Below are 19854 nucleotides of genomic sequence, written 5' to 3' on the forward strand. Positions count from 1 at the left end.
GTCAGGGGCGCTCCCAAAGGCGGCAGGGGTGGAAGTCAAAAAACGTGGTGCGAGCAGGCCTCATCGCAGCAGGTTCAGCCCTGCTGCTGCGCCTGCACCAGCGCATCCAGCGCCTGTTCGAGCGCCTCGTCGCGCGTGAAGGGTTGCAGCTGCGCAGCCAGCGCATCCAGCGCTGCGGCCCCTTGGCGCTTAAGTTGCTGCACGGCCTGGCCGGCTTCGCGCCCGCTGGCGTAGGCCAGGCTTTGCAGCAGCGGCGCGCCGCGGGCGGTGGTGAGCTTGAAGTAGAACTGGCCGTCGGCTTCGCGGTATTGCTTGATCTGCGGCGGGGCTTCGGCCGCGGCGGCATCCGGCGCGGCGGGCCGGGCCAGCGGCTGGCGCAGGTCGCACAGGCCCACGGCGCGCTTGAGCTCTGCCAGATAGGGCGCGGCCTCGGCGCGGGCTTTTTCGGCGCCGCGCTGCAAGATGGCCTCGATGCGCGCCGGGTCGGCCATCAGGGCATCGAACTGCGCGCGCATCGGGGCAATCTCGGCGTCGATCAGCTCAAAGAGTTGCTGCTTGGCCTCGCCCCAGGCAATGCCCTGGGCGAAGGCTTGGCGCATGGCCTCGGTTTGCTCGGCGCTGGCAAAGGCCTGGTAGATCTGGAAGATGGCCGAGCCTTCGGTTTCCTTGGGCTCGCCCGGCGCGCGCGAGTCGGTGGCAATGCCCATGATGAGCTTGCGCAGCTGCTCGCGCGGCGTGAACAGGGCAATGGTGTTGCCGTAGCTCTTGCTCATCTTGCGCCCGTCCAGGCCGGGCAGCGTGGCCACGTGCTCGTCCACCAGCGCCTCGGGCGGCACCAGCAGCTCCTGCCCGTGGCCGTAGATGTGGTTGAAGCTGGCGGCCATGTCGCGCGCCATCTCGATGTGCTGCACCTGGTCGCGCCCCACGGGCACCTTGTGCGCCTTGAACATCATGATGTCGGCGGCCATCAGCACCGGGTACATGAACAGCCCGGCGGTGACGTCGGCGTCGGGGTCGGCGCCCGTCTCGGCGTTCTTGTCCACCGCGGCCTTGTAGGCATGGGCGCGGTTGAGAAGGCCCTTGCCGGTGACGCAGGTCAGCAGCCAGGTCAGCTGCGGGATTTCGGGGATGTCGCTCTGGCGGTAGAAGGTCACCTGCTCGGGGTCCAGCCCGCAGGCGATCCAGGTGGCAGCGATCTCCAGCGTCGATTGCTGGGTCTGCACCGGGTTTTGCGACTTGATCAGGCTGTGCAGGTCGGCCAGGAAGAAGAAATGCTCGGCGCCGGGCTGGGCCTGCGAGCGCACCGAGGGCCGAATGGCGCCTGCGTAATTGCCCAGGTGCGGGATGCCCGAGGGGGTGATGCCGGTGAGGAAACGGGTGGTCATGGATGGCAAGCGGAAAAGAGTGAGTGGCAGCAGGCAGCGCCCGCATCATGGCAGCGGCAGCCCCAGCCATTGCAGCGGCTGCAGCAGCACCTGCAGCCCGGCTTCAAGCAGCGGGTAGAGCCAGTAGCGATCGAGCAGGTTCAGCCACAACAGGCCCAGCACGATGAAAAAGCCCAGCGGCTCCAGCCGCGCCAGGTAGTGGGCCGGGCGCGCGGGCAGCAGGCCCACGGCGATGCGCCCGCCATCGAGCGGCGGCAGCGGAAACAGATTCAGCGCCGCCAGCACCAGGTTGACCATGATGCCGGCCCAGGCCATGCGGGCGAAGAAGGGCTCAAACAAACCCTGCTGGCCCAGCCACAGCAGCACGGCCAGCAGCAGCGTCCACAGCACGGCCTGCAGCAAGTTGGACAGTGGCCCAGCCAGCGCCACCCAGACCATGTCGTAGCGCGGGTTGCGCAGCTTGCGCGTGTTCACCGGCACTGGCTTGGCGTAGCCGAACATCAGCGCGCCCTGCGAGGCGAACAACAGCAGCAAGGGCAGCAGCACCGTGCCAAAGGGGTCGATGTGCTTGAAGGGGTTGAGCGTGACGCGCCCGAGCAAGGCCGCCGTGGGATCGCCCAGGCGCCGCGCCACATAGGCGTGCGCGGCCTCATGGATGGTGATGGCCAACAGCACCGGCAGCGCCATCACCGCTGCATTTTGGATGAAGGAGGAGAAATTCACGGCGCGCGATTCTCGCAGAAGATGCGCGCCATTGCCTGCTGCAGGGCGGTAAGCAGGCCTTGCCGTGGACTGGCGTTTTTTCTGCCCGTGCTGGGGATTGGGATAAAATCCGCCCTCGGCCCTGTGTGGGCCTGTCCATTGGTCGTGGCGATTTTTTCTATCAGTTGCGCGGGCTGCGGGCTTTGATCTCGCAGCTTTTTTTTGCACTGCAGCACCCCATGGCAGGCCCCTGCCAAGCAGGATTCTTTGATCCAGACAACGCTTATCTTTTATGAAAATCGCACAAGAAATCCGCGCCGGCAACGTCATCATGCATGGCAAGGATCCGATGATCGTCCTCAAGACCGAATACGCACGCGGCGGGCGCGGCGCGGCAACGGTGCGCATGAAGCTCAAGGCGCTGCTGTCGAACATGGGCACCGAGGTGGTGTTCAAGGCTGACGACAAGATCGACAACGTCATCCTCGACAAGAAGGAGTGCACCTACTCCTACTTCGCCGACCCGATGTACGTGTGGATGGACAGCGAATACAACCAGTACGAGGTCGAGGCCGCCAACATGGGCGACGCCCTGAACTACCTGGAAGACGGCATGAGCGCCGAAGTAGTGTTCTACGACGGCAAGGCCATTTCGGTGGAACTGCCCACCAGCGTGGAGCGCGAGGTCACCTGGACCGAGCCGGGCGTCAAGGGCGACACCTCGGGCAAGGTACTCAAGCCCTCGAAAATTGCCACAGGCTTTGAAGTGGCCGTGCCGCTGTTCGTCAACCAGGGCGATCGCATCGAGATCGACACGCGCACCGGCGAGTACCGCAAGCGCGTCTGATTTACCCCCCTGTCGCGTGGTGCACGGCACAGGCTGGCCATGCACCTGCTTGAAATCCTTGCTGGCCGATGGATCGAGGCCCTGGCGCTGATCGCCGCCGGTGGCCCAGGTGTGCGTGTGCGCATCCCCCCACGACGGGGCTTCGCACCACAGCGGCAAATTGCGTGGAGATGGCGTCATACAGCCCAAAGGCCGTGCGCGCGACACTCGCCAAGCAACCTGAGAACCCCTTGTTCTGAGACGTTGCCCCTGGGGCCTGCCCTGTGCGTGTCCGGTATCTGCCCCTGGCATGGGCAATGCAGCAGCGGCAGGCGCAAGCGGCATTTCGTTTGATTCTTTTTTTCAGGACCTCCCTACCATGTCTGATCTGTCCCTCCAGCAATTTCTCGACCACATCGCCCAGCGCAACCCCGGCCAGCCCGAATTCCAACAAGCGGCCACTGAAGTGTTTGAGAGCCTCTGGCCCTTCATCAGCAAGCACCCGCAATACGCCGAACACAATCTGCTGGAGCGCCTGGCAGAACCAGAGCGCATCATCATGTTCCGCGTCTGCTGGGTGGACGACGCGGGCAAGGTGCAAGTCAACCGTGGCTACCGCATCCAGCACAGCATGGCCATTGGCCCCTACAAGGGCGGCTTGCGCTTTCACCCCTCGGTCAACCTCTCGGTGCTCAAATTCCTGGCCTTTGAACAAACCTTCAAAAACGCGCTGACCACCCTGCCCATGGGCGGCGGCAAGGGCGGTTCGGACTTCGACCCCAAGGGCAAGAGCAATGGCGAAATCATGCGCTTTTGCCAGGCGTTTGCCGCCGAGCTGTACCGCCACGTCGGCGCCGACACCGATGTGCCTGCGGGCGACATCGGCGTGGGCGGGCGTGAGATCGGCTACATCGCCGGCTACATCAAAAAGCTCACCAACCGCGCCGACTGCGTGCTCACCGGCAAGCCGCTGAACCTGGGCGGCTCGCTGATCCGCCCCGAGGCCACCGGCTACGGCACCGTGTACTTTGCCGAAGCCATGCTCAACGAGGCGCGCAACTCCTTCCAAGGCATGAAAGTGGCCGTTTCCGGCTCGGGTAACGTGGCGCAATACGCCATCGAAAAAGCCATGGCATTGGGCGCCACCGTCGTCACCTGCTCGGACTCCAACGGCACCGTCTATGACCCCGCAGGCTTCTCGCCCGAGAAACTCGCCATCCTGATGGACATCAAGAACGTGCAGTACGGCCGCGTCAAGGACTACGCCGCCAAGGTCGGCGCCGAGTACATCGAAGGCAAGCGCCCCTGGCACATTCCGGCCGAAGTCGCCCTGCCCTGCGCTACGCAGAACGAGCTGGACGAGAACGACGCCAAGACGCTGATTGCCAACGGCGTGGTCTGCGTGGCCGAAGGCGCCAACATGCCCTGCACCATCGAAGCGGCCAAGGCGTTTGAAGCCGCTGGCGTGCTGTTCGCGCCCGGCAAGGCCAGCAACGCCGGCGGCGTGGCCACCTCCGGCCTGGAGATGAGCCAGAACGCCATGCGCCTGGCCTGGACGCGCCAGGAAGTGGATCAGCGCCTGTTCGGCATCATGCAAAGCATCCACAAGGCCTGCCTGGAGTATGGCCGCCGCGCCGACGGCAAGGTCAGCTACATCGACGGCGCCAACATCGCCGGCTTCGTCAAAGTGGCCGACGCCATGCTGGCCCAGGGCGTGGTCTGAGCCCGCTCTGCCACGGCGCAGCGCGCTGTGGCACAACAGGAGTCCCATACCGATGGCGGACATCCAGCACAACGGCCTGCTCGACAGGCCGTTTTTCATTCTCACCGGGCCCACGGCCAGCGGCAAATCCGCCCTGGCCCTGGCCCTGGCGCAGGCGCTTGCGCCTACGCAGCAGCTGGAGATCGTCAGCGTCGATTCGGCGCTGGTCTATCAGGGCATGGACATCGGCACGGCCAAACCTACGCGGGCCGAGCGCGCCCAGGTGCCGCACCATCTGATCGACATCCGCGCGCCGCAGCACAGCTACAGCGTGGCCGAGTTCCTGAGCGATTGCCTGCAGTGCATCGACCAAATCCTGGCGCGCGGCGCCTTCCCGCTGCTGGTGGGCGGCACGCTGATGTATTTGCAGGCCCTGCTGCACGGTCTGGACGCCCTGCCCCCGGCCGATGCCGCCGTGCGCGCCGAGCTGGAAGCGCGCGCGCAGCGCCAGGGCTGGCCGGCACTGCATGCCTGGCTGGCCCAGGTCGATCCGGCCACGGCCGCGCGCCTGGCGCCGCGCGATGCCCAGCGCATCCAGCGCGCGCTGGAGGTCTGGCAGCTCACCGGCCAGCCGCTGTCGCAGCTGCAGCAGCGCGCCCGGCAGGCGCAGCCTGGCCTGGCGGACTGGATCGCGCAACGCATGCTGTCGGTAGAGCCTGCCGAACGCGCCTGGCTGCACCAGCGCGTGGCGCAGCGCTTTGCGCAGATGCTGCAGGACGGCTTTCTGGACGAGGTGCGCGCGCTGCGCGCCAACCCGCTGCTGCACGCGCAGCTGCCATCCATGCGCGCCGTGGGCTATCGCCAGGCCTGGCAGATGCTCGATGGTCAACTGCCGGCAGATGCCTGGGTCGCGCAGGCCGAAGCCGCCACCCGCCAACTGGCCAAGCGGCAAATGACCTGGCTGCGCAGCATGCCCAGCCGCCAAGTGCTGCACAGCGACCAGCTCACCGCCGAGCAAATGCTGCAACAGGCCCTGCCTCGCCTGCAGCACGCCATCGCCAGCGCCGCCGATTTGCCATGATGGGGCCCGGTTTGGTTGAAATCACCGCCAACACAGGTGACAATCGCGCTCTTGCGCGCGGCGGCCGCACTGCTGACGCGCTGTTTTTGTGTCTTTTGGACTTTTTCTTTCATTGCCTTGGGTACTTCGATGTTGAACCTGAAAAAACTTTTGCTCGCCCCCGTTGTTGCTTCTTTGCTGGTGGCCCATGGCCATGCCGCTGCTGAAACCGCCAAGGCCGAGGCCAACGCAGGCACCATCGTCGTGGGCCTGGACGACAACTTCCCGCCCATGGGCTTTCGCGATGAGAAGAACGAGATCGTCGGCTTCGACATCGACATGGCCCGCGAAGTGGCCAAGCGCATGAACGTCAAGGCCGAGTTCCGCCCCATCGACTGGGGCGCCAAGGAGGCCGAGCTCAACAGCAAGCGCGTGGACGTGCTGTGGAACGGCCTGACCATCACCGAGGAGCGCAAGAAGCACATCGGCTTTACCGCCCCCTACATGGAAAACCACCAGATCATCGTCGTGGGCGCCAAGTCCGACATCACCAACAAGGCCGGCCTGGCCGGCAAGGTGGTGGGCGCGCAGGAAGGCAGCAGCGCCGTCGAGGCCATCAACAAGGAAGCGGACGTGGCCAAGAGCTTCAAGCAGCTCAAGACCTTTGCCGACAACATCACCGCGCTGATGGACCTGGGCACAGGCCGCCTCGATGCCGTGGTGGTCGATGAGGTCGTGGGTCGCTACTACGTGGCCAAGCGCGCCAATGATTTCCGCGTGCTGGAGGACAACTTCGGCACCGAGGACTACGGCGTGGGCATGCGCAAGGACGACGCCGAGCTGCTGCAAAAGGTCGACGCCACGCTGGCCGAGATGAAGAAGGACGGCACGGCACAGAAGATCTCCGAGAAGTGGTTCGGCGCCAACGTCATCAAGTAAGCCGCGCGGGCAGCGGCGGGCACACGTTTGATACTCGCCCGCTGCCGCAAACCCACCGCTTTTCGCGCCTTGCGCCGCCTGTGGCGGCACGGCGCGAAAAGCGGCTTCTTTTTGGGCCTTGCTGGCATCGCAGCAGGCCCATTGCCGTACCCGGGTGCGGCCCAGCGGCCCCAGCGGCCTTGCGCGCCGACATTCCTCTTGCCCCTTTGTCATGAACTACGTCCTCTCGATGCTGCCGGCCCTGTGGGATGGCCTGCAAGTGACACTGACGCTGTTTGCCATCACGCTGTCACTGGCCATCCCGCTGGGACTGCTGCTGGCGCTGGCGCGTGTCTCACGCCTGGGGCCGTTGAGCGCATTGGTCAACGGCTACATCTGGCTGATGCGCGGCACGCCGCTGCTGCTGCAAATTTTCTTCATCTACTTTGCACTGCCGGGCATGGGCATCACCCTGCCGGACTTTCCCACCGCCGTCGTTGCCTTCGTGCTGAACTACGCGGCCTATTTCGCTGAAATCTTTCGCTCGGGCATCCAATCGGTGGATCGCGGCCAGTACGAGGGCGCCAAGGTGCTGGGGCTGAACTACACCCAAACCATGCGCCGCATCGTGCTGCCGCAGATGGTGCGCCACATCCTGCCGCCGATGAGCAACGAGACCATCACCCTGGTCAAGGACACCTCGCTGATCTACGTGCTGGCGCTCAATGATCTGCTGCGCGCGGCGCGCCTGATCGTGCAGCGCGACTTCAACACCACCGCCTTCGTGGTGGCCGCCATCTTCTATCTGCTGATGACCTTGGTGCTGACCTGGCTGTTCCAGCGCCTGGAGCGACACTATGCCCGCTACGACCAGTAAGCCCCAGCCCCAAACCATGATCCGCGCCCAAGGCCTGGGCAAATCATTTGGTGCGCACCGCGTGCTCGACGGCGTTTCGCTGGACCTGGCCCAAGGCGAGGTGGTGGCCGTCATTGGCCCCTCGGGCTCTGGCAAGAGCACATTTTTGCGCTGTCTGAACCACCTTGAAACCATCGACGCGGGCAGCATCCACATCGAGGGCGAGGCCCTGGCCGAGACCGATGCCGCCACCGGCCAGGTGCGCTATGCGCCCGATGCGCAGCTGCGCCGCATTTGCCGCAAGATGGGCATGGTGTTCCAGAGCTTCAATCTGTTTCCGCACATGACGGTGCTGGAAAACATCATCGAGGCGCCGGTGACGGTCAAAGGCCTGGCGCGCGATGCGGCCATCGCCCAGGCCGAGGCGCTGCTGACCAAGGTGGGCCTGCTGGCCAAGCGCGACAACTACCCCGGCCGGCTCTCGGGCGGACAAAAGCAGCGCGTGGCCATCGCCCGCGCGCTGGCCATGGAGCCGCAGATCATGCTGTTTGATGAACCCACCTCGGCGCTGGATCCGGAGCTCACCGTCGAAGTGCTGCGCACCATGCGCGCCCTGGCCCAGGAGCACATGACCATGCTGGTGGTGACGCACGAAATGGGCTTTGCGCGTGAAGTGGCTGGCCGCGTGGTATTCATGGACCAGGGCCAGATCCTGGAAAACGCCCCCTCGGCGCAGTTCTTCGCCAACCCGCAGCACGAGCGCAGCCGGGCCTTTTTGTGCCAGATGCTGTAGAAGAGCCTGTTGCAAGCCTTGGCGACACCCCTCTCAGGCTACTGCCTCCCCCCAAGATTGGCCGCCTTCAGGCCTGCACCTCCCAAGGCTCAAAGCGCAGTTGCCGCAGCCGGGAGCGGTGCTGGGCATAGTCGGGCTGGATGCGCTCGACCCAGGCCCAGAAGCGCGGGCCGTGGTTCATCTCGTGCAGGTGCGCCAGCTCGTGCACCAGCACGTAATCGAACAGCTGCGGCGCGCACTGCGCCAGCCGCCAATGCAGGCGGATGTCCCCGCTGGCGCTGGCGCTGCCCCAGCGGGTCTGGGCGTTGGTCAGCGCCAGGCGGCGGGGGCTCACCCCCATCAGTGGCGCGAAATGCGCGCAGCGCTGCTGCAATTGCGCCATGGCCTGCGCGCGCAGCCAGTGCTGGGCCGCCTGGGCGATGGCGCTGGCGCTGGCATCACGGCGCAGCGGCAGGTGCAACAGCTGCCCGGCCTGGCAGGCCTCATCGCCCTCTTGCCTGGCATGGCCCAACCAGGCCGCGCGCCCGGCAATGCGCGCGCCACTGGCCAATGCCACGGGCTGGGCCAGGGGTTGCAGCAGCGCGCGCCGCCCGGCCAGGCCCAGGGCAATGCGCAGCAGCTGGCCTTGCCAGACCAGGCCACAGCCCTCGGCCCAGACCGCCGCTGCGCCAGCGCCCGGAGGGCCGTCTTGCCCCATCTTCTGCAAGGCCTGCCATTGGCCGATGAGCCAGCGCGCCCGCCCTTGCAGGATGGCTTCGAGCTGTGCCACCCCCAGCCAGTGCGGCGCGCGCACCTGCAGGCCCTGTGCGCTCACGCGCATGCCCACGCTGCGCCGCTGGGCCCCCTGCCAGTGGTAGGCCACGTACAGCGCCTGGCCGCCATGCTGCAGCACGACGTGGCGATTGGCCTGCGGGTGCCGCCACAGCGCGCTGGCCGCGCCTGTGGGCTGTTGTGACTGAGGCAGCGCCAGCTCAGCCTGCTGCATCGGACGCGCCATGCCCAGTCAGAGCCTGGTCTTGGGCCGGATAGGCCTGCGGATCGATGCGGCGCATCTCAGCCTCGATCCACTGCTCCACCTCGGCCATGACCTGTGGCGCGCTCTTGCCCTCGGTGCTGATGGGCGCTCCGATGGACACATCCACCGTACCGGGGTATTTGACGATGGCGCGCGGCGCCCAGCAACGCGCCGAGGCCACGGCCACCGGCACCACCAGCGCGCCCGTATCCACCGCCAGCCGCGCGCCGCTGGCCTTGTAATCGCCAGCCTGACCGCGCGGCACGCGCGTGCCTTCGGGGAACATGATGACCCAGTTGCCCAGCGCCATGACCCGCTGCCCCTGGGCCAGCACCTTGCGAAAGGCGCGGATGCCCTGCTCGCGGTCGATGTGCACCATGTCCATGCGGCCAATGCCCCAGCCGAAGAAGGGGATGGCCAGCAATTCCTTCTTGAAGACGTAGGACAGCACGACGTGGCGCAGCACCAGCGGCAGCAAAAAGGTTTCGTAGGTGGACTGGTGCTTGGCCAGCACCACCACCTTGGGCATCTGCCCTTGTTGGGCCTTGTCATAGGCTGGCAAATGTTCCATGCCTCGCACACGGTGGCGAATGCCCAGCAGCCAGCGGGCGCTGCGCACACACACATCCAGCCAGGCCACGCCAATGCGGTAAATGGGCTCGCCACGCACGAAAAGCGCTACCACCAGCAGCACCAAGGCATAGGGCACCATGGTGGCGCCCATCAGCAGCAGATGCAGCCAGGAGCGCAGCGCCGCCCAGGCATAGGCCAGGCCGCGCGGGCGCGACGGCAACAAGGGGGGGTGTGCGTTTGGGGGGGGCAAGGGGGCAGGCATGCGGGAATGGGGCGAGGTTAGGGGCGAGGCTGAACCTGTTCAGCCGGTCTGGGTGGTTTGCAGAAACGGGGTGTGCTGCAGTGCGTGCAGCGCCGCATCCACGATGCGCGGGGCAGTGCGCCCCAGGTCGAGCTGTTCGGGCCGGATCAGCCAAAGCTCGATCAGGCCAAACACCACCGACTTGAGATACACCGCCGCCAGCGCAATGTCCAGCGCCTGCGGCAAGCGCTGCTGTTGCACGCACAGGCGCAGTGCGCTGTGGATTTGTTCGCGCCACATGTCCTGGTAGCGATCCATCACGCCCAAAATGGCGGCATTGTCCTCGGTGTGCTCACACTTGAGGTAGAGAATGCGGCAGAACTTATGGTGCAGCGCATTGTGCTCAATGCGCTCAAAGTTGTTCAGCAGCGCCTGACGCAGGCTTTGCAGCATGTCCGGCGCCTGGTTGCGGATGTCCTCTGCCAAGCTGTGGCTGAGGTCTTCAAAAATGTGCTGGAACAGCGCATCGAACAAGTCCTCCTTGTTCTTGAAGTGCCAGTACAGCGCGCCACGCGTCACGCCGGCGCATTGCGCAATTTCATTGAGCGAGGCGCGCGAGACGCCGCGCTGGTCGAACACGTCCAGCGCGGCGCGCATCAGCTGGTCGCGGGTTTCCTGGGCCTGGGCTTTGGTTCTGCGCATGTCGGGGGTTTCAAAACGCGGGGGTTCTGCAGCGGCCCTTGCAGGCCGTGCTGCAAGGGCTCTTGGCCGCTGCGAGGCGGGATTATAAATTCATGAATGTATGTATATTTTTGGCAAAGCTGTGGCGCCCGATTTAAACATCCATTCATGCATGTATATAATTCGCCTTGCCCGATCGGGGCCTGCTCGCGCCTGGCCTGAAAGCCTGCTCAAAATCTCGGCGCGAGCGGGCAAACCGTGGTTTTGAATGGGCTGCCGCAAGGCGCAACGCCGCAGGGCGCCCCAATCCGCTGTCTTGACTGACGACACGCAGCGGCTTGGAGCACAGGCTCTGAACACACAGGCTCTGCCCCAGCCCCGCCACATCGCACATCCCCACAAGAACAGGACTTCCACATGGCGATTTCTCTGACACCGTTTCATGCCACCGTGCGGCGCACATGCTGGCTGGCGCTGGCCGCCGCCAGTACTTTGGGCCTGAGCGCCTGCAGCGATAGCCAGGCCAACGAAACGCCCGCACAGCAACAAGCGCAGCAGGCCCCATTGCCCGAGGTGCGCGTGGTGACGGTGCGTGCGCAATCGGTGGGCACCCACACCGATTTGCCCGGTCGCCTGGCCGCGCACCGCGTGGCCGATGTGCGCCCGCGCGTGGGCGGCATCATCCAAAAGCGCCTGTTCAAGGAGGGCAGCTACGTCAAGGCCGGGCAGGCGCTGTACCAGCTCGATGACGCGCCCTACGTGGCGGCGCTGGAGAGCGCCCGCGCGCAACTGGCTTCGGCCCAGGCGGCGCTGGCCAAGGCCAAGGCCGATTTGCTGCGCTACAAGCCGCTGGTGGCGGCCAATGCCATCAGCCAGCAGGAGTACGACTCGGCCGTGGCCACGCAGCGCTCGGCCGAGGCCAGCGTGAAGGCGGCCCATGCGGCGATCAAGTCGGCGCAGATCAATGTGAACTATTCGCGCATCACGGCGCCGATTTCGGGCTACATCGGTCAGTCCTACGTCTCTGAAGGGGCGCTGGTGACGGCCGGTGATGCCAACAAGCTGGCCACCATCCAGCAGACCCACCCGATGTACGTGAACGTGACGCAGTCGGCCAACGAGGTGATGCAGCTCAAGCAGGATGTTGCCGATGGCAAGCGCCAGTTGGTCGATGGGGCGATGCAGGTGAGCATCAAGTTTGAAAACGGCAAGGAGTACCCGCACAAGGGCCGCTTGCTGTTTGCCGATTTGACGGTCAATGAATCGACCGGCCAGGTGACGCTGCGCGCGGAAATCCCCAACCCCGACAACGTGCTGCTGCCCGGCCTGTACGTGCGCGTGGGCCTGCCCCAGGGTGACATCGGCAATGCCTTCCTGGTGCCGCAGCAGGCCATCACGCGCGGCAAGCAGGATGTGGCGCTGATCGTCGATGAGCAAGGCCAGATGCAGCCGCGCATGGTGACGGTGGGCGGCCAGCAGGGCGCGTATTGGATCGTCACCGGCGGCCTCCAGGATGGGGACAAGGTGATCGTCGATGGCACCATGATTGCGGGCATGAGCGGCGCCAAGAAGGTGCAAACGCGCGAGTGGACGCCGCCCGGCGCGGCGGCGCCCGCAGCGGGCGCTGCCCCTGGCGCCCATGCAGGCACCGCCCCGGCTGGCACAGACGCAGCGGCCAAGCCCGGCAGCGCCGCGCAGTAAACAGGCCATACCGCCCCCGTTCAGAACCAGGAGCTTGCATGGCCCAGTTTTTCATCAATCGGCCCATTTTTGCGTGGGTCATTTCGATTTTCATCGTCATTGCGGGCGTGATCGGCATCCGCAATCTGCCGGTGTCGCAATACCCGGCCGTGGGCGCGCCCACCATCACCTTGTCGGCCGCCTACCCTGGCGCTTCGGCCCAGGTGATGGAGGACAGCGTGCTGGCCGTGATCGAGCGCAACATGAACGGCCTGGAAGGGCTGGACTACATGAGCACCAGCGCCACGGCGGACGGCACGGGCTCGGTCAGCCTGACCTTCACGCCCGAGACCGACGAAGACCTGGCGCAGGTGAGCGTGCAGAACAAGCTCTCCGAAGTCACGGCTTTGCTGCCCGCCACCGTGCAGCAAAACGGTGTGCGGGTGAGCAAGTCGCGCTCGAACTTCCTGATGGTGCTGATGATGTCCTCGCAAACCATGGGCAGCGAGGAGGTCTCCGACTACATCGAGCGCAACATCAAGCCGGCCATCCAGCGCATCGACGGCGTGGGCGAGGCGCGGCTGTTTGGCTCCGAGCGGGCCATGCGCGTCTGGGTCGATCCGGCCAAGCTGCAAAACTACAACCTCTCGTTTGCCAACGTGACGGCGGCCATCGCCGCGCAGAACGCGCAGATTTCCGCTGGCGCCATTGGCGAGCAGCCCGTGGCCCAGGGCCAGACCATCACGGCCACCGTGGCCGTGGACGGGCAGTTGCGCACGCCCGAGCAGTTCGGCAACATCATGCTGCGCTCCACCACGGGCGGGGCCAATGTGTATTTGAAGGACGTGGCGCGCATCGAGCTGGGCAGCCAGAGTTATGGATCTTCCACCACCCTCAACGGCCAATCGGCCGTGGGCATGGCGGTGATGCTCTCCAACAGCGGCAATGCCATGGCCACGGCCCAGGCGGTGCGCGCGAAGATGGAGGAGCTGCAAAAGTTCTTCCCCGCCGATCTGCAATGGTCGGCCCCGTATGACACCTCCACCTTCGTCAAGCTCTCCATCGAGGCGGTGGTCAAGACCTTGCTCGAAGCCATCGTGCTGGTGTTCATCGTGATGTTCATCTTCCTGCAGAACATCCGCTACACGCTGATCCCCACCATCGTCGTGCCCATCTCGCTGATGGGGGCGTTTGCGGGCATCTGGTATCTGGGCCTGTCCATCAACGTGCTGACCATGTTTGCCATGGTGCTGGTGATCGGCATCGTGGTGGACGACGCCATCGTGGTGGTGGAAAACGTCGAGCGCATCATGAGCGAGGAGGGGCTGCCGCCCCTGCAGGCCACGCGCAAGGCCATGGGCCAGATCTCCGGCGCGGTGATCGGCATCACGGCGGTGCTGATCTCGGTGTTCGTGCCGCTGGCCATGTTCAGCGGCGCCACGGGCAACATCTACCGCCAGTTCGCACTGACCATGGCGCTGGCCATTGCCTTCTCGGCCTTTCTGGCGCTGTCGCTCACGCCCGCGCTGGCGGCCACCTTGCTCAAGCCCGTGGCCAAGGGCCACCACATGGAAAAGCGCGGCTTTTTCGGCTGGTTCAACCGCAACTTCAGCAAGCTCAACCGCGGCTATGAAGGCGTGGTGGCGCGGCTGCTGCGCCGCTCGGCCAGCCTGATGGTGGTGTATTTGGCGCTGGCCGCTGGCGCGGCGTGGATGTTCACGCGACTGCCCACCTCCTTCCTGCCCGAGGAAGACCAAGGCTCGCTGATCATGATCGTGCAACTGCCCTCGGGCGCGACCAAGGAGCGCACCGACGCCACGCTGGCCGTGGCCAGCCAGATCGCCAACCAGCTGCCGGAAGTGCAAAACTTTGTGGGCGTCTCCGGCTTCAGCTTCGCTGGCGCGGCGCAGAACATGGGCATGGGCTTTCTGACCCTGACCGACTGGCAGCAGCGCACCGCGCCCGGCAGCGACGCTGCCTCGGTGGCGGGCAAGTTCACCGGCGCGCTGATGGGCAGCGTCAGCGATGGCTTTGCGCTGGTCATCAACCCGCCGGCCATCTTCGAGCTGGGCAACAGCTCGGGCTTTGAGATGTACCTGCAAGACCGCAGCAATGCCGGCCACGAGGCCCTGTTGGCCAAGCGCAATGAGCTGCTGGGCAAGCTGCGCCAGAACCCCATGTTCGACCCCAGCCAAACGCGCGCCTCCGGCCTGGAGGACGCGCCGCAGGTGAAGATCGAGATCAACCGCGAGGCCGCTGCCGCGCAGGGCATCGACTTCGCCAGCATCCGCAGCGTGCTGGCCACGGCGCTGGGCTCGTCCTACGTCAACGACTTCCCCAACAACGGCCGCTTGCAGCGCGTCATCGTGCAGGCCGAGGCCACGGCGCGCATGCAGCCCGAGGACATTCTGGCGCTGACCGTGCCCAACAGCGCCGGTCAGGCCGTGCCGCTGGCCACCATCGCCAGCGCCAGTTGGCAAAAGGGCATGCAGCAAAGCGTGCGCTTCAACGGCTATCCGGCCATGAAGCTCGAAGGCGCGGCCCGGCCGGGCTCGGGCTATTCCTCGGGCGATTTGATGGCCGAGGTGCAGCGCCTGGTGGATGAAATGCCCGGCTTCAGCCTGGAGTGGGCCGGCCAATCGCGCGAGGAGGCCAAGGGCAGCACGCAAACCATGCTGCTGTACGGCTTTGCCATCCTGGCCGTGTTCCTGGCGCTGGCCGCTTTGTATGAGAGCTGGTCCATCCCGCTGGCGGTGATCCTGGTGGTGCCGCTGGGCTTTCTGGGCGTGGTGCTGGGCGCGCTGGGGCGCAACTGGTTCAACGCCCAGTTCTTCGGCCTGCCCGCGACCTACCTCAACGACATTTACTTCCAGGTCGGCCTGATCACGGTCATTGGCCTGTCGGCCAAAAATGCCATCCTCATCATCGAGTTCGCCAAAGACTTGCAGCAAGCCGGCCGCAGCGCGCTGGAGGCTGCACTGGAAGCCGCGCACCTGCGCTTCAGGCCCATTTTGATGACCTCGCTGGCCTTCATCCTGGGCGTGGTGCCGCTGTATCTGGCCAGCGGCGCCAGCGCCGCCAGCCAACGCGCCATCGGCACGCCCGTGCTGTGGGGCATGTTGGTGGGCACCTTGCTGTCGGTGTTCTTCGTGCCGATGTTCTACGTCGTCGTGCGCAAGCTCTTCAAGGGCGACAAGCCGCGCGCCGGCACGGATGGGGGCGAGGCCGCGGCCGTGGTGGCCGATGCCGCCGCCACACAGCACACGCCCCATGCCGCCTGACCGAGAGGAGAATGCCCCCATGAACCCGAACCGTCCCGCCCCGCCCTACCCCCTGCGGCCCCAGCAGCGCCGCCTGCTGCTGCGCCCTGCGCTGGGCGCACTGGCTGCGTTGGCCACGGCCGCCGCGCTGTCTGGCTGCGCCATGATCCCCGCCTATGAGCCGCCTGCTGTGAGCGTGCCAGAGCACTTTGCCTACGACACGCCAGCGCCGCAGGATCAGCCCGCCATCCAGGCCGCATCGCTGGGCTGGAAAGACTACTTTGCCGATGCGCGCCTGCACCGATTGATCGAGCTGGCCTTGGCGCGCAACACCGATCTGCGCCGCGCCGCGCTCAATGCGGAGGCCGTGCGCCAGCAGTACATGATTGCGCGCGCCGACCAACTGCCGGCCCTGGGCGCCAGCGCCGGCGCCTCGCGCGCGCGCGTGGCCCAAGACCTCAGCCCCAATGGCGCGGCCTACGTGGCCTCGTCCTACAGCGTGGGGCTGGGCATCACGGCCTACGAGATCGACCTGTTCGGCAAACTGCGCAGCGCCAGCGAAGCGGCGCTGCAGGCCTATCTGGGCAGCGCCGCCAGCCGCGACAGCGCCCACCTGGCACTGGTGGCCGCCGTGGCCAAGGCCTACTTCAACGAGCGCTACGCCCAGCAGGCCATGGCGCTGGCCCAAAGCGTGCTCACCACGCGCGAGCAAACCTACGCGCTCACACAGCTCAAGCACCGCTCCGGCGTGGTCTCCGCGCTGGACCTGCGCCAGCAGGAGGCCCTGATCGAATCGGCCAAGGCCGACTACGCCGGCGCCGTGCAGGCGCGCCAGCAGGCGCTCAACGCCCTGGCCATGCTCATCAACCAACCGCTGCCCGAGGACTTGCCCGAAGGCCTGCCGCTGGCGCAGCAGTTCAAGATCGAGCGCCTGCCCGCTGGGCTGAGCTCCGAAGTGTTGCTGAACCGGCCCGACATCCGCGCCGCCGAATTCGCCCTGAAGCAGGCCAATGCCCAGATCGGCGCGGCGCGCGCGGCCTTCTTCCCCAGCATCCGCCTGACCAGCAGCGTAGGCACCGGCTCCAACGAGCTGAGCGGCCTGTTCGGTGGCGGCAACCACACCTGGAGCTTTGCGCCTGCGATCACACTGCCCATCTTCAACTGGGGCAGCCTGCAAGCCAACCTCGACGCCGCCAAAGTGCGCCAGCAGGCCCAGATCGTGAACTACGAAGCCGCCGTGCAAGCGGCCTTTCGTGACGTGGCCAACGCCCTGGTGGCGCGCGAACAGCTCCAGCAGCGCCACGCCGCCAACACCCGCCAAAGCCAGGCCTACGAGCAGGCCCTGCAATTGGTGCGCCTGCGCTACCAGCACGGCGTGGCCAGCGCGCTGGACCTGCTCGACGCCGAGCGCAGCAGCTACGCCGCCAACATGGCGCTGCTGGCCAACCAACTCACACAGCTGGAGAACCTGGCCGATCTCTACAAGGCCCTGGGCGGCGGACTCAAGCCTTGAGTCGTTGTCCACGACCTTGGCGCGAGTGGGCTGGATCTGAGAGCCTGTTCAAAGTCTCGGCACGAGCGGGCAAGAAGCGGTTTGGGATGGGCTGCAAGGCGCAAAACGCAGCCATAGCCCCCGCTATGGCCAGGCCTTGCAACGCCGCAGGCCGCCCAAATCCGCTCTCTTGACCGCCGTGCAGAGACTTTGAACAGGCTCTGAAAAGGGCCGCGCAAAGCGGCGGCCCGGGGGAGACGGCCTACCCCTGTGCGCAGCAGCGAAGCGAAGGGGTCGCAGGCAGCAAGGTCTTTTTCTTTGGTCACTTTCTTTGTTCAAAAAAGAAAGTGACTGCGCCGCTGGGCGCTCATTCCAGCCTCGGCCCCCACAATGGCCACAAGCGGCAGCCAACGCACGCCATCTTCATGGCGCTCGCACTGGGCAGCAGGCCCGCCTGCATGAACGCAAATGCTCAACGCCCCCGGCGGCCCGGGCCGCGGCCTGCCGCGCCTGGCCGGCCTTTGCCGCCACGGCGCCCGACCATCGCCCCCAGCCCATCGGCGCCGATGTAGCCCTGGGCGGATTTGGGCTTGCCACGCGGCGCGGCCTGTGGCGCGCGCGCACTGCCAGCGCCCCGGCTGCGCGGCGCCGCTGGGCCTGAGGGCTTGTTGCGGCCGCGGCTGCGGTCGGGCGGGGCACTGCGGCCTGCGCCGCGCTGGCCCGGTGCGCTGGCCTGCGGCCGGGGCATGCCGGCCTCCTCCATCAGGCGCGCCACGTCGCGCTCGGGCAACTCCAGCCACATGCCTCGGCGCAGGCCGCGCATCAGCACCACGCTGCCATAGCGCACGCGGATCAGGCGGCTGACAGCATGGCCTACGGCCTCCATCATGCGGCGCACTTCGCGGTTGCGGCCTTCGCTGATGGTGACCTTGTACCACTGGTTGACGCCCTCGCCGCCGCCGTCCTGGATGCTGCCGAAGGCGGCATGGCCGTCTTCGAGCATTACGCCGTCGAGCAGCTGCTGGCGCTCGCTGCTGCTCAAAGCGCCCAGGATGCGCACGGCGTATTCGCGCTCCAGCCCGTAACGCGGGTGCATGAGCCGGTTGGCCAGGTCGCCCGAGTTGGTCAGCAGCAGCAGGCCTTCGGTGTTCAGGTCCAGCCGGCCCACGGCCTGCCATTTGCCATGCGCCAGGTGCGGCAGCTTGCGGAATACGGTCGGGCGGTTTTGCGGGTCTTCGCGCGTGACCATTTCCCCGGCCACCTTGTGGTAGGCCAGCACCCGCACTGCGGGCGGGGCCACGCGCAGGCGCAGGGGCTTGCCGTTGATCTTGATTTGGTCGCCATGCTGCACGCGCTGGCCAACGTGCGCAGGCTGGTCATTGACGGTGATGCGCCCCTGGGCGATCAGCGCCTCCATCTCCAGGCGTGAGCCTACGCCGGCCTGCGCCAGCAGCTTGTGCAGCTTGGGCTGCTGGGCATCGGGCTGCAGCACGCGCTTGTGCGCCTGGCGCTGCCCGGTGGCGACGGGGCTGGCTGGAGCGGCCTCAGGCGCTGCGCCCTGGCGCGGGCTGCGGCGTGGGCGGGGCGCGGGGGTGGAGGGCGCTGGCGGCCCGCCCCGGCCTGTGCCGGGCTTGCGGCTTGCTGCATTGCGGGAAGGTTTCTTGGCTTGCATGGTGGTGCTTTCGCTGGGCTGGGCGCCCTGCCCTCTTCGAGGGCTGGGCCGTGGAATTCTGGGGTTTGCCCACAGGGGCTTGGCGCTCACGAGGACAGTGGTCGTTGAGGCAACTCCGGAGGCCCCGATTGCTCGGCGGGCGCAATGGTGGTCATGCCGCCAATCACGGCATCGGCATCGGCCTGCTGCGCATCGGGCAAGCCCTCAGTCTGTAGCGACGATGGCTCCTGATGCAAGTCCTGGGGCGGCTGCTCGGCTGGCGCTGGCGGCTCGGCTTCAGCAGTGGCTGCTGGCGCCTTTTCCAATGCCGCGTCAATCGGCGCTTCGTCTGTGTCTTTGGTTGTTTCCTGGGTTGAAAGCGCTGCGGACTCGGCTGCACTGCTTTCGCCACTGCCAGCTGGCGCAGTGGCAGGGCCCAGGCCCAGCTGCTGCAACGTGGCTTCGCTGACGGCATCGATTTCGGGCAGGTCGCGCAGCGAGGCCAAACCCAGGTCATCCAGGAACTGGCCGGTGGTGGCAAACAGCGCCGGGCGACCGACGGACTCGCGGTGACCGATGACTTCGATCCAGCCGCGCTCCTCCAGCTGCTTGATGATCTGGCTGTTGACGGCCACGCCGCGGATTTCCTCGATGTCGCCGCGCGTGACGGGCTGGCGGTAGGCGATCACCGCCAGGATTTCCATCGCCGCGCGCGAGTAGCGTGGCGTGCGCTCAGGCTCGAGCCGGGCCAGAAACGGCAGCACATTCGCGCGGCTTTGGAAGCGCCAGCCACTGGCGACCTGCACCAGCTCCAGCCCACGGTGCGCCCAGTCGATTTGCAGCTGCTCAAGCCAGGCCTGGATTTGCGCTGCGTCCGGCGGCTCCTCGAACAAGGCCTGCAGGCTGGGCATGGCCATCGGTGCCGGGGCGCACAGCAAGGCCGCCTCCAGTACGGAGATCGGATCGACAGGACGGGCTGGCACAGAGTTCATGAATCACAGCAAATAGGGAGAAAGGCG

At 66.3% G+C, this 19854-nt stretch carries 16 protein-coding genes; 9 read left to right on the forward strand and 7 right to left on the reverse strand.

The genetic code is table 11. From position 1 onward, the window contains the following. Positions 1–74: 74 nt before the first annotated feature. Together CK620_RS06790 and CK620_RS06795 are read right to left on the reverse strand one after the other, a co-directional pair. Complete coding sequence (locus tag CK620_RS06790) at positions 75–1385, reverse strand: tryptophan--tRNA ligase (RefSeq protein WP_095549684.1); 1311 nt, start codon at positions 1383–1385, stop codon at positions 75–77. 45 nt (positions 1386–1430) lie between these two features. Continuing rightward, positions 1431–2108 (reverse strand): site-2 protease family protein, encoded by a 678-nt coding sequence (locus tag CK620_RS06795; RefSeq protein ID WP_238946052.1) that lies wholly within the window; start codon positions 2106–2108, stop codon positions 1431–1433. A 271-nt stretch (positions 2109–2379) separates the two neighbouring features. Here CK620_RS06795 and efp point away from each other — a divergent pair, with 271 nt between their 5' ends. The 6 genes from efp to CK620_RS06825 all read left to right on the forward strand — a co-directional run bounded on the left by efp (position 2380) and on the right by CK620_RS06825 (position 8242). Next, positions 2380–2934 carry an elongation factor P gene (efp, locus tag CK620_RS06800; protein ID WP_095539444.1) on the forward strand — a complete coding sequence of 185 codons (555 nt, stop codon included), beginning with the start codon at positions 2380–2382 and terminating at the stop codon, positions 2932–2934. Positions 2935–3292: 358 nt separating this feature from the next. Further along, positions 3293–4636 (forward strand): NADP-specific glutamate dehydrogenase, encoded by a 1344-nt coding sequence (gene gdhA / locus CK620_RS06805; protein WP_095549685.1) that lies wholly within the window; start codon positions 3293–3295, stop codon positions 4634–4636. Positions 4637–4688: 52 nt separating this feature from the next. Beyond that, entirely contained in the window at positions 4689–5696 is a 1008-nt protein-coding gene (gene miaA, locus CK620_RS06810; protein ID WP_095549686.1) for a tRNA (adenosine(37)-N6)-dimethylallyltransferase MiaA, read from the forward strand. Positions 5697–5834: 138 nt separating this feature from the next. Next, positions 5835–6614 (forward strand): amino acid ABC transporter substrate-binding protein, encoded by a 780-nt coding sequence (locus tag CK620_RS06815; RefSeq protein ID WP_238944970.1) that lies wholly within the window; start codon positions 5835–5837, stop codon positions 6612–6614. A 211-nt stretch (positions 6615–6825) separates the two neighbouring features. Continuing rightward, positions 6826–7470 carry an amino acid ABC transporter permease gene (locus CK620_RS06820; protein WP_095543535.1) on the forward strand — a complete coding sequence of 215 codons (645 nt, stop codon included), beginning with the start codon at positions 6826–6828 and terminating at the stop codon, positions 7468–7470. Between the two features lie 16 nt (positions 7471–7486). Next, positions 7487–8242 carry an amino acid ABC transporter ATP-binding protein gene (locus CK620_RS06825; RefSeq protein ID WP_095543536.1) on the forward strand — a complete coding sequence of 252 codons (756 nt, stop codon included), beginning with the start codon at positions 7487–7489 and terminating at the stop codon, positions 8240–8242. A gap of 67 nt (positions 8243–8309) precedes the next feature. Here CK620_RS06825 and CK620_RS06830 read toward each other — a convergent pair whose 3' ends face one another. The 3 genes from CK620_RS06830 to mtrR form a co-directional block, all read right to left on the reverse strand. Continuing rightward, positions 8310–9239, reverse strand: a complete 930-nt coding sequence (locus CK620_RS06830) for a M48 family metallopeptidase (protein WP_095549687.1) — start codon at positions 9237–9239, stop codon at positions 8310–8312. Beyond that, positions 9214–9981 (reverse strand): lysophospholipid acyltransferase family protein, encoded by a 768-nt coding sequence (locus tag CK620_RS06835; RefSeq protein WP_095549903.1) that lies wholly within the window; start codon positions 9979–9981, stop codon positions 9214–9216. Before CK620_RS06835 ends, CK620_RS06830 begins: the two co-directional genes overlap by 26 nt. Before the next feature lie 150 nt (positions 9982–10131). Next, a complete protein-coding gene (gene mtrR, locus CK620_RS06840) occupies positions 10132–10773 on the reverse strand; it encodes a multidrug efflux system transcriptional repressor MtrR (RefSeq protein ID WP_095549688.1) in 642 nt (213 codons plus the stop codon). 396 nt (positions 10774–11169) lie between these two features. On the opposite strand from mtrR, the gene CK620_RS06845 reads away from it, so the two are divergent. The 3 genes from CK620_RS06845 to CK620_RS06855 are packed head-to-tail and all read left to right on the forward strand — an operon-like array spanning position 11170 to position 17205. Continuing rightward, positions 11170–12453 carry an efflux RND transporter periplasmic adaptor subunit gene (locus CK620_RS06845; RefSeq protein ID WP_095549689.1) on the forward strand — a complete coding sequence of 428 codons (1284 nt, stop codon included), beginning with the start codon at positions 11170–11172 and terminating at the stop codon, positions 12451–12453. Between the two features lie 38 nt (positions 12454–12491). Next, positions 12492–15713 carry an efflux RND transporter permease subunit gene (locus CK620_RS06850; protein WP_095549690.1) on the forward strand — a complete coding sequence of 1074 codons (3222 nt, stop codon included), beginning with the start codon at positions 12492–12494 and terminating at the stop codon, positions 15711–15713. A 19-nt stretch (positions 15714–15732) separates the two neighbouring features. Then, complete coding sequence (locus CK620_RS06855) at positions 15733–17205, forward strand: efflux transporter outer membrane subunit (RefSeq protein ID WP_095549691.1); 1473 nt, start codon at positions 15733–15735, stop codon at positions 17203–17205. A 451-nt stretch (positions 17206–17656) separates the two neighbouring features. Here CK620_RS06855 and CK620_RS06860 read toward each other — a convergent pair whose 3' ends face one another. Further along, a complete protein-coding gene (locus CK620_RS06860; RefSeq protein ID WP_095549692.1) occupies positions 17657–18856 on the reverse strand; it encodes a pseudouridine synthase in 1200 nt (399 codons plus the stop codon). An 86-nt stretch (positions 18857–18942) separates the two neighbouring features. Next, positions 18943–19827, reverse strand: coding sequence for an SMC-Scp complex subunit ScpB (gene scpB, locus CK620_RS06865; RefSeq protein ID WP_095549693.1), 885 nt, complete (start codon positions 19825–19827; stop codon positions 18943–18945). Positions 19828–19854 lie beyond the last annotated feature (27 nt).

It is taken from the genome of Vandammella animalimorsus, from assembly GCF_002285285.1.
GTDB lineage: Bacteria > Pseudomonadota > Gammaproteobacteria > Burkholderiales > Burkholderiaceae_C > Lampropedia > Lampropedia animalimorsus.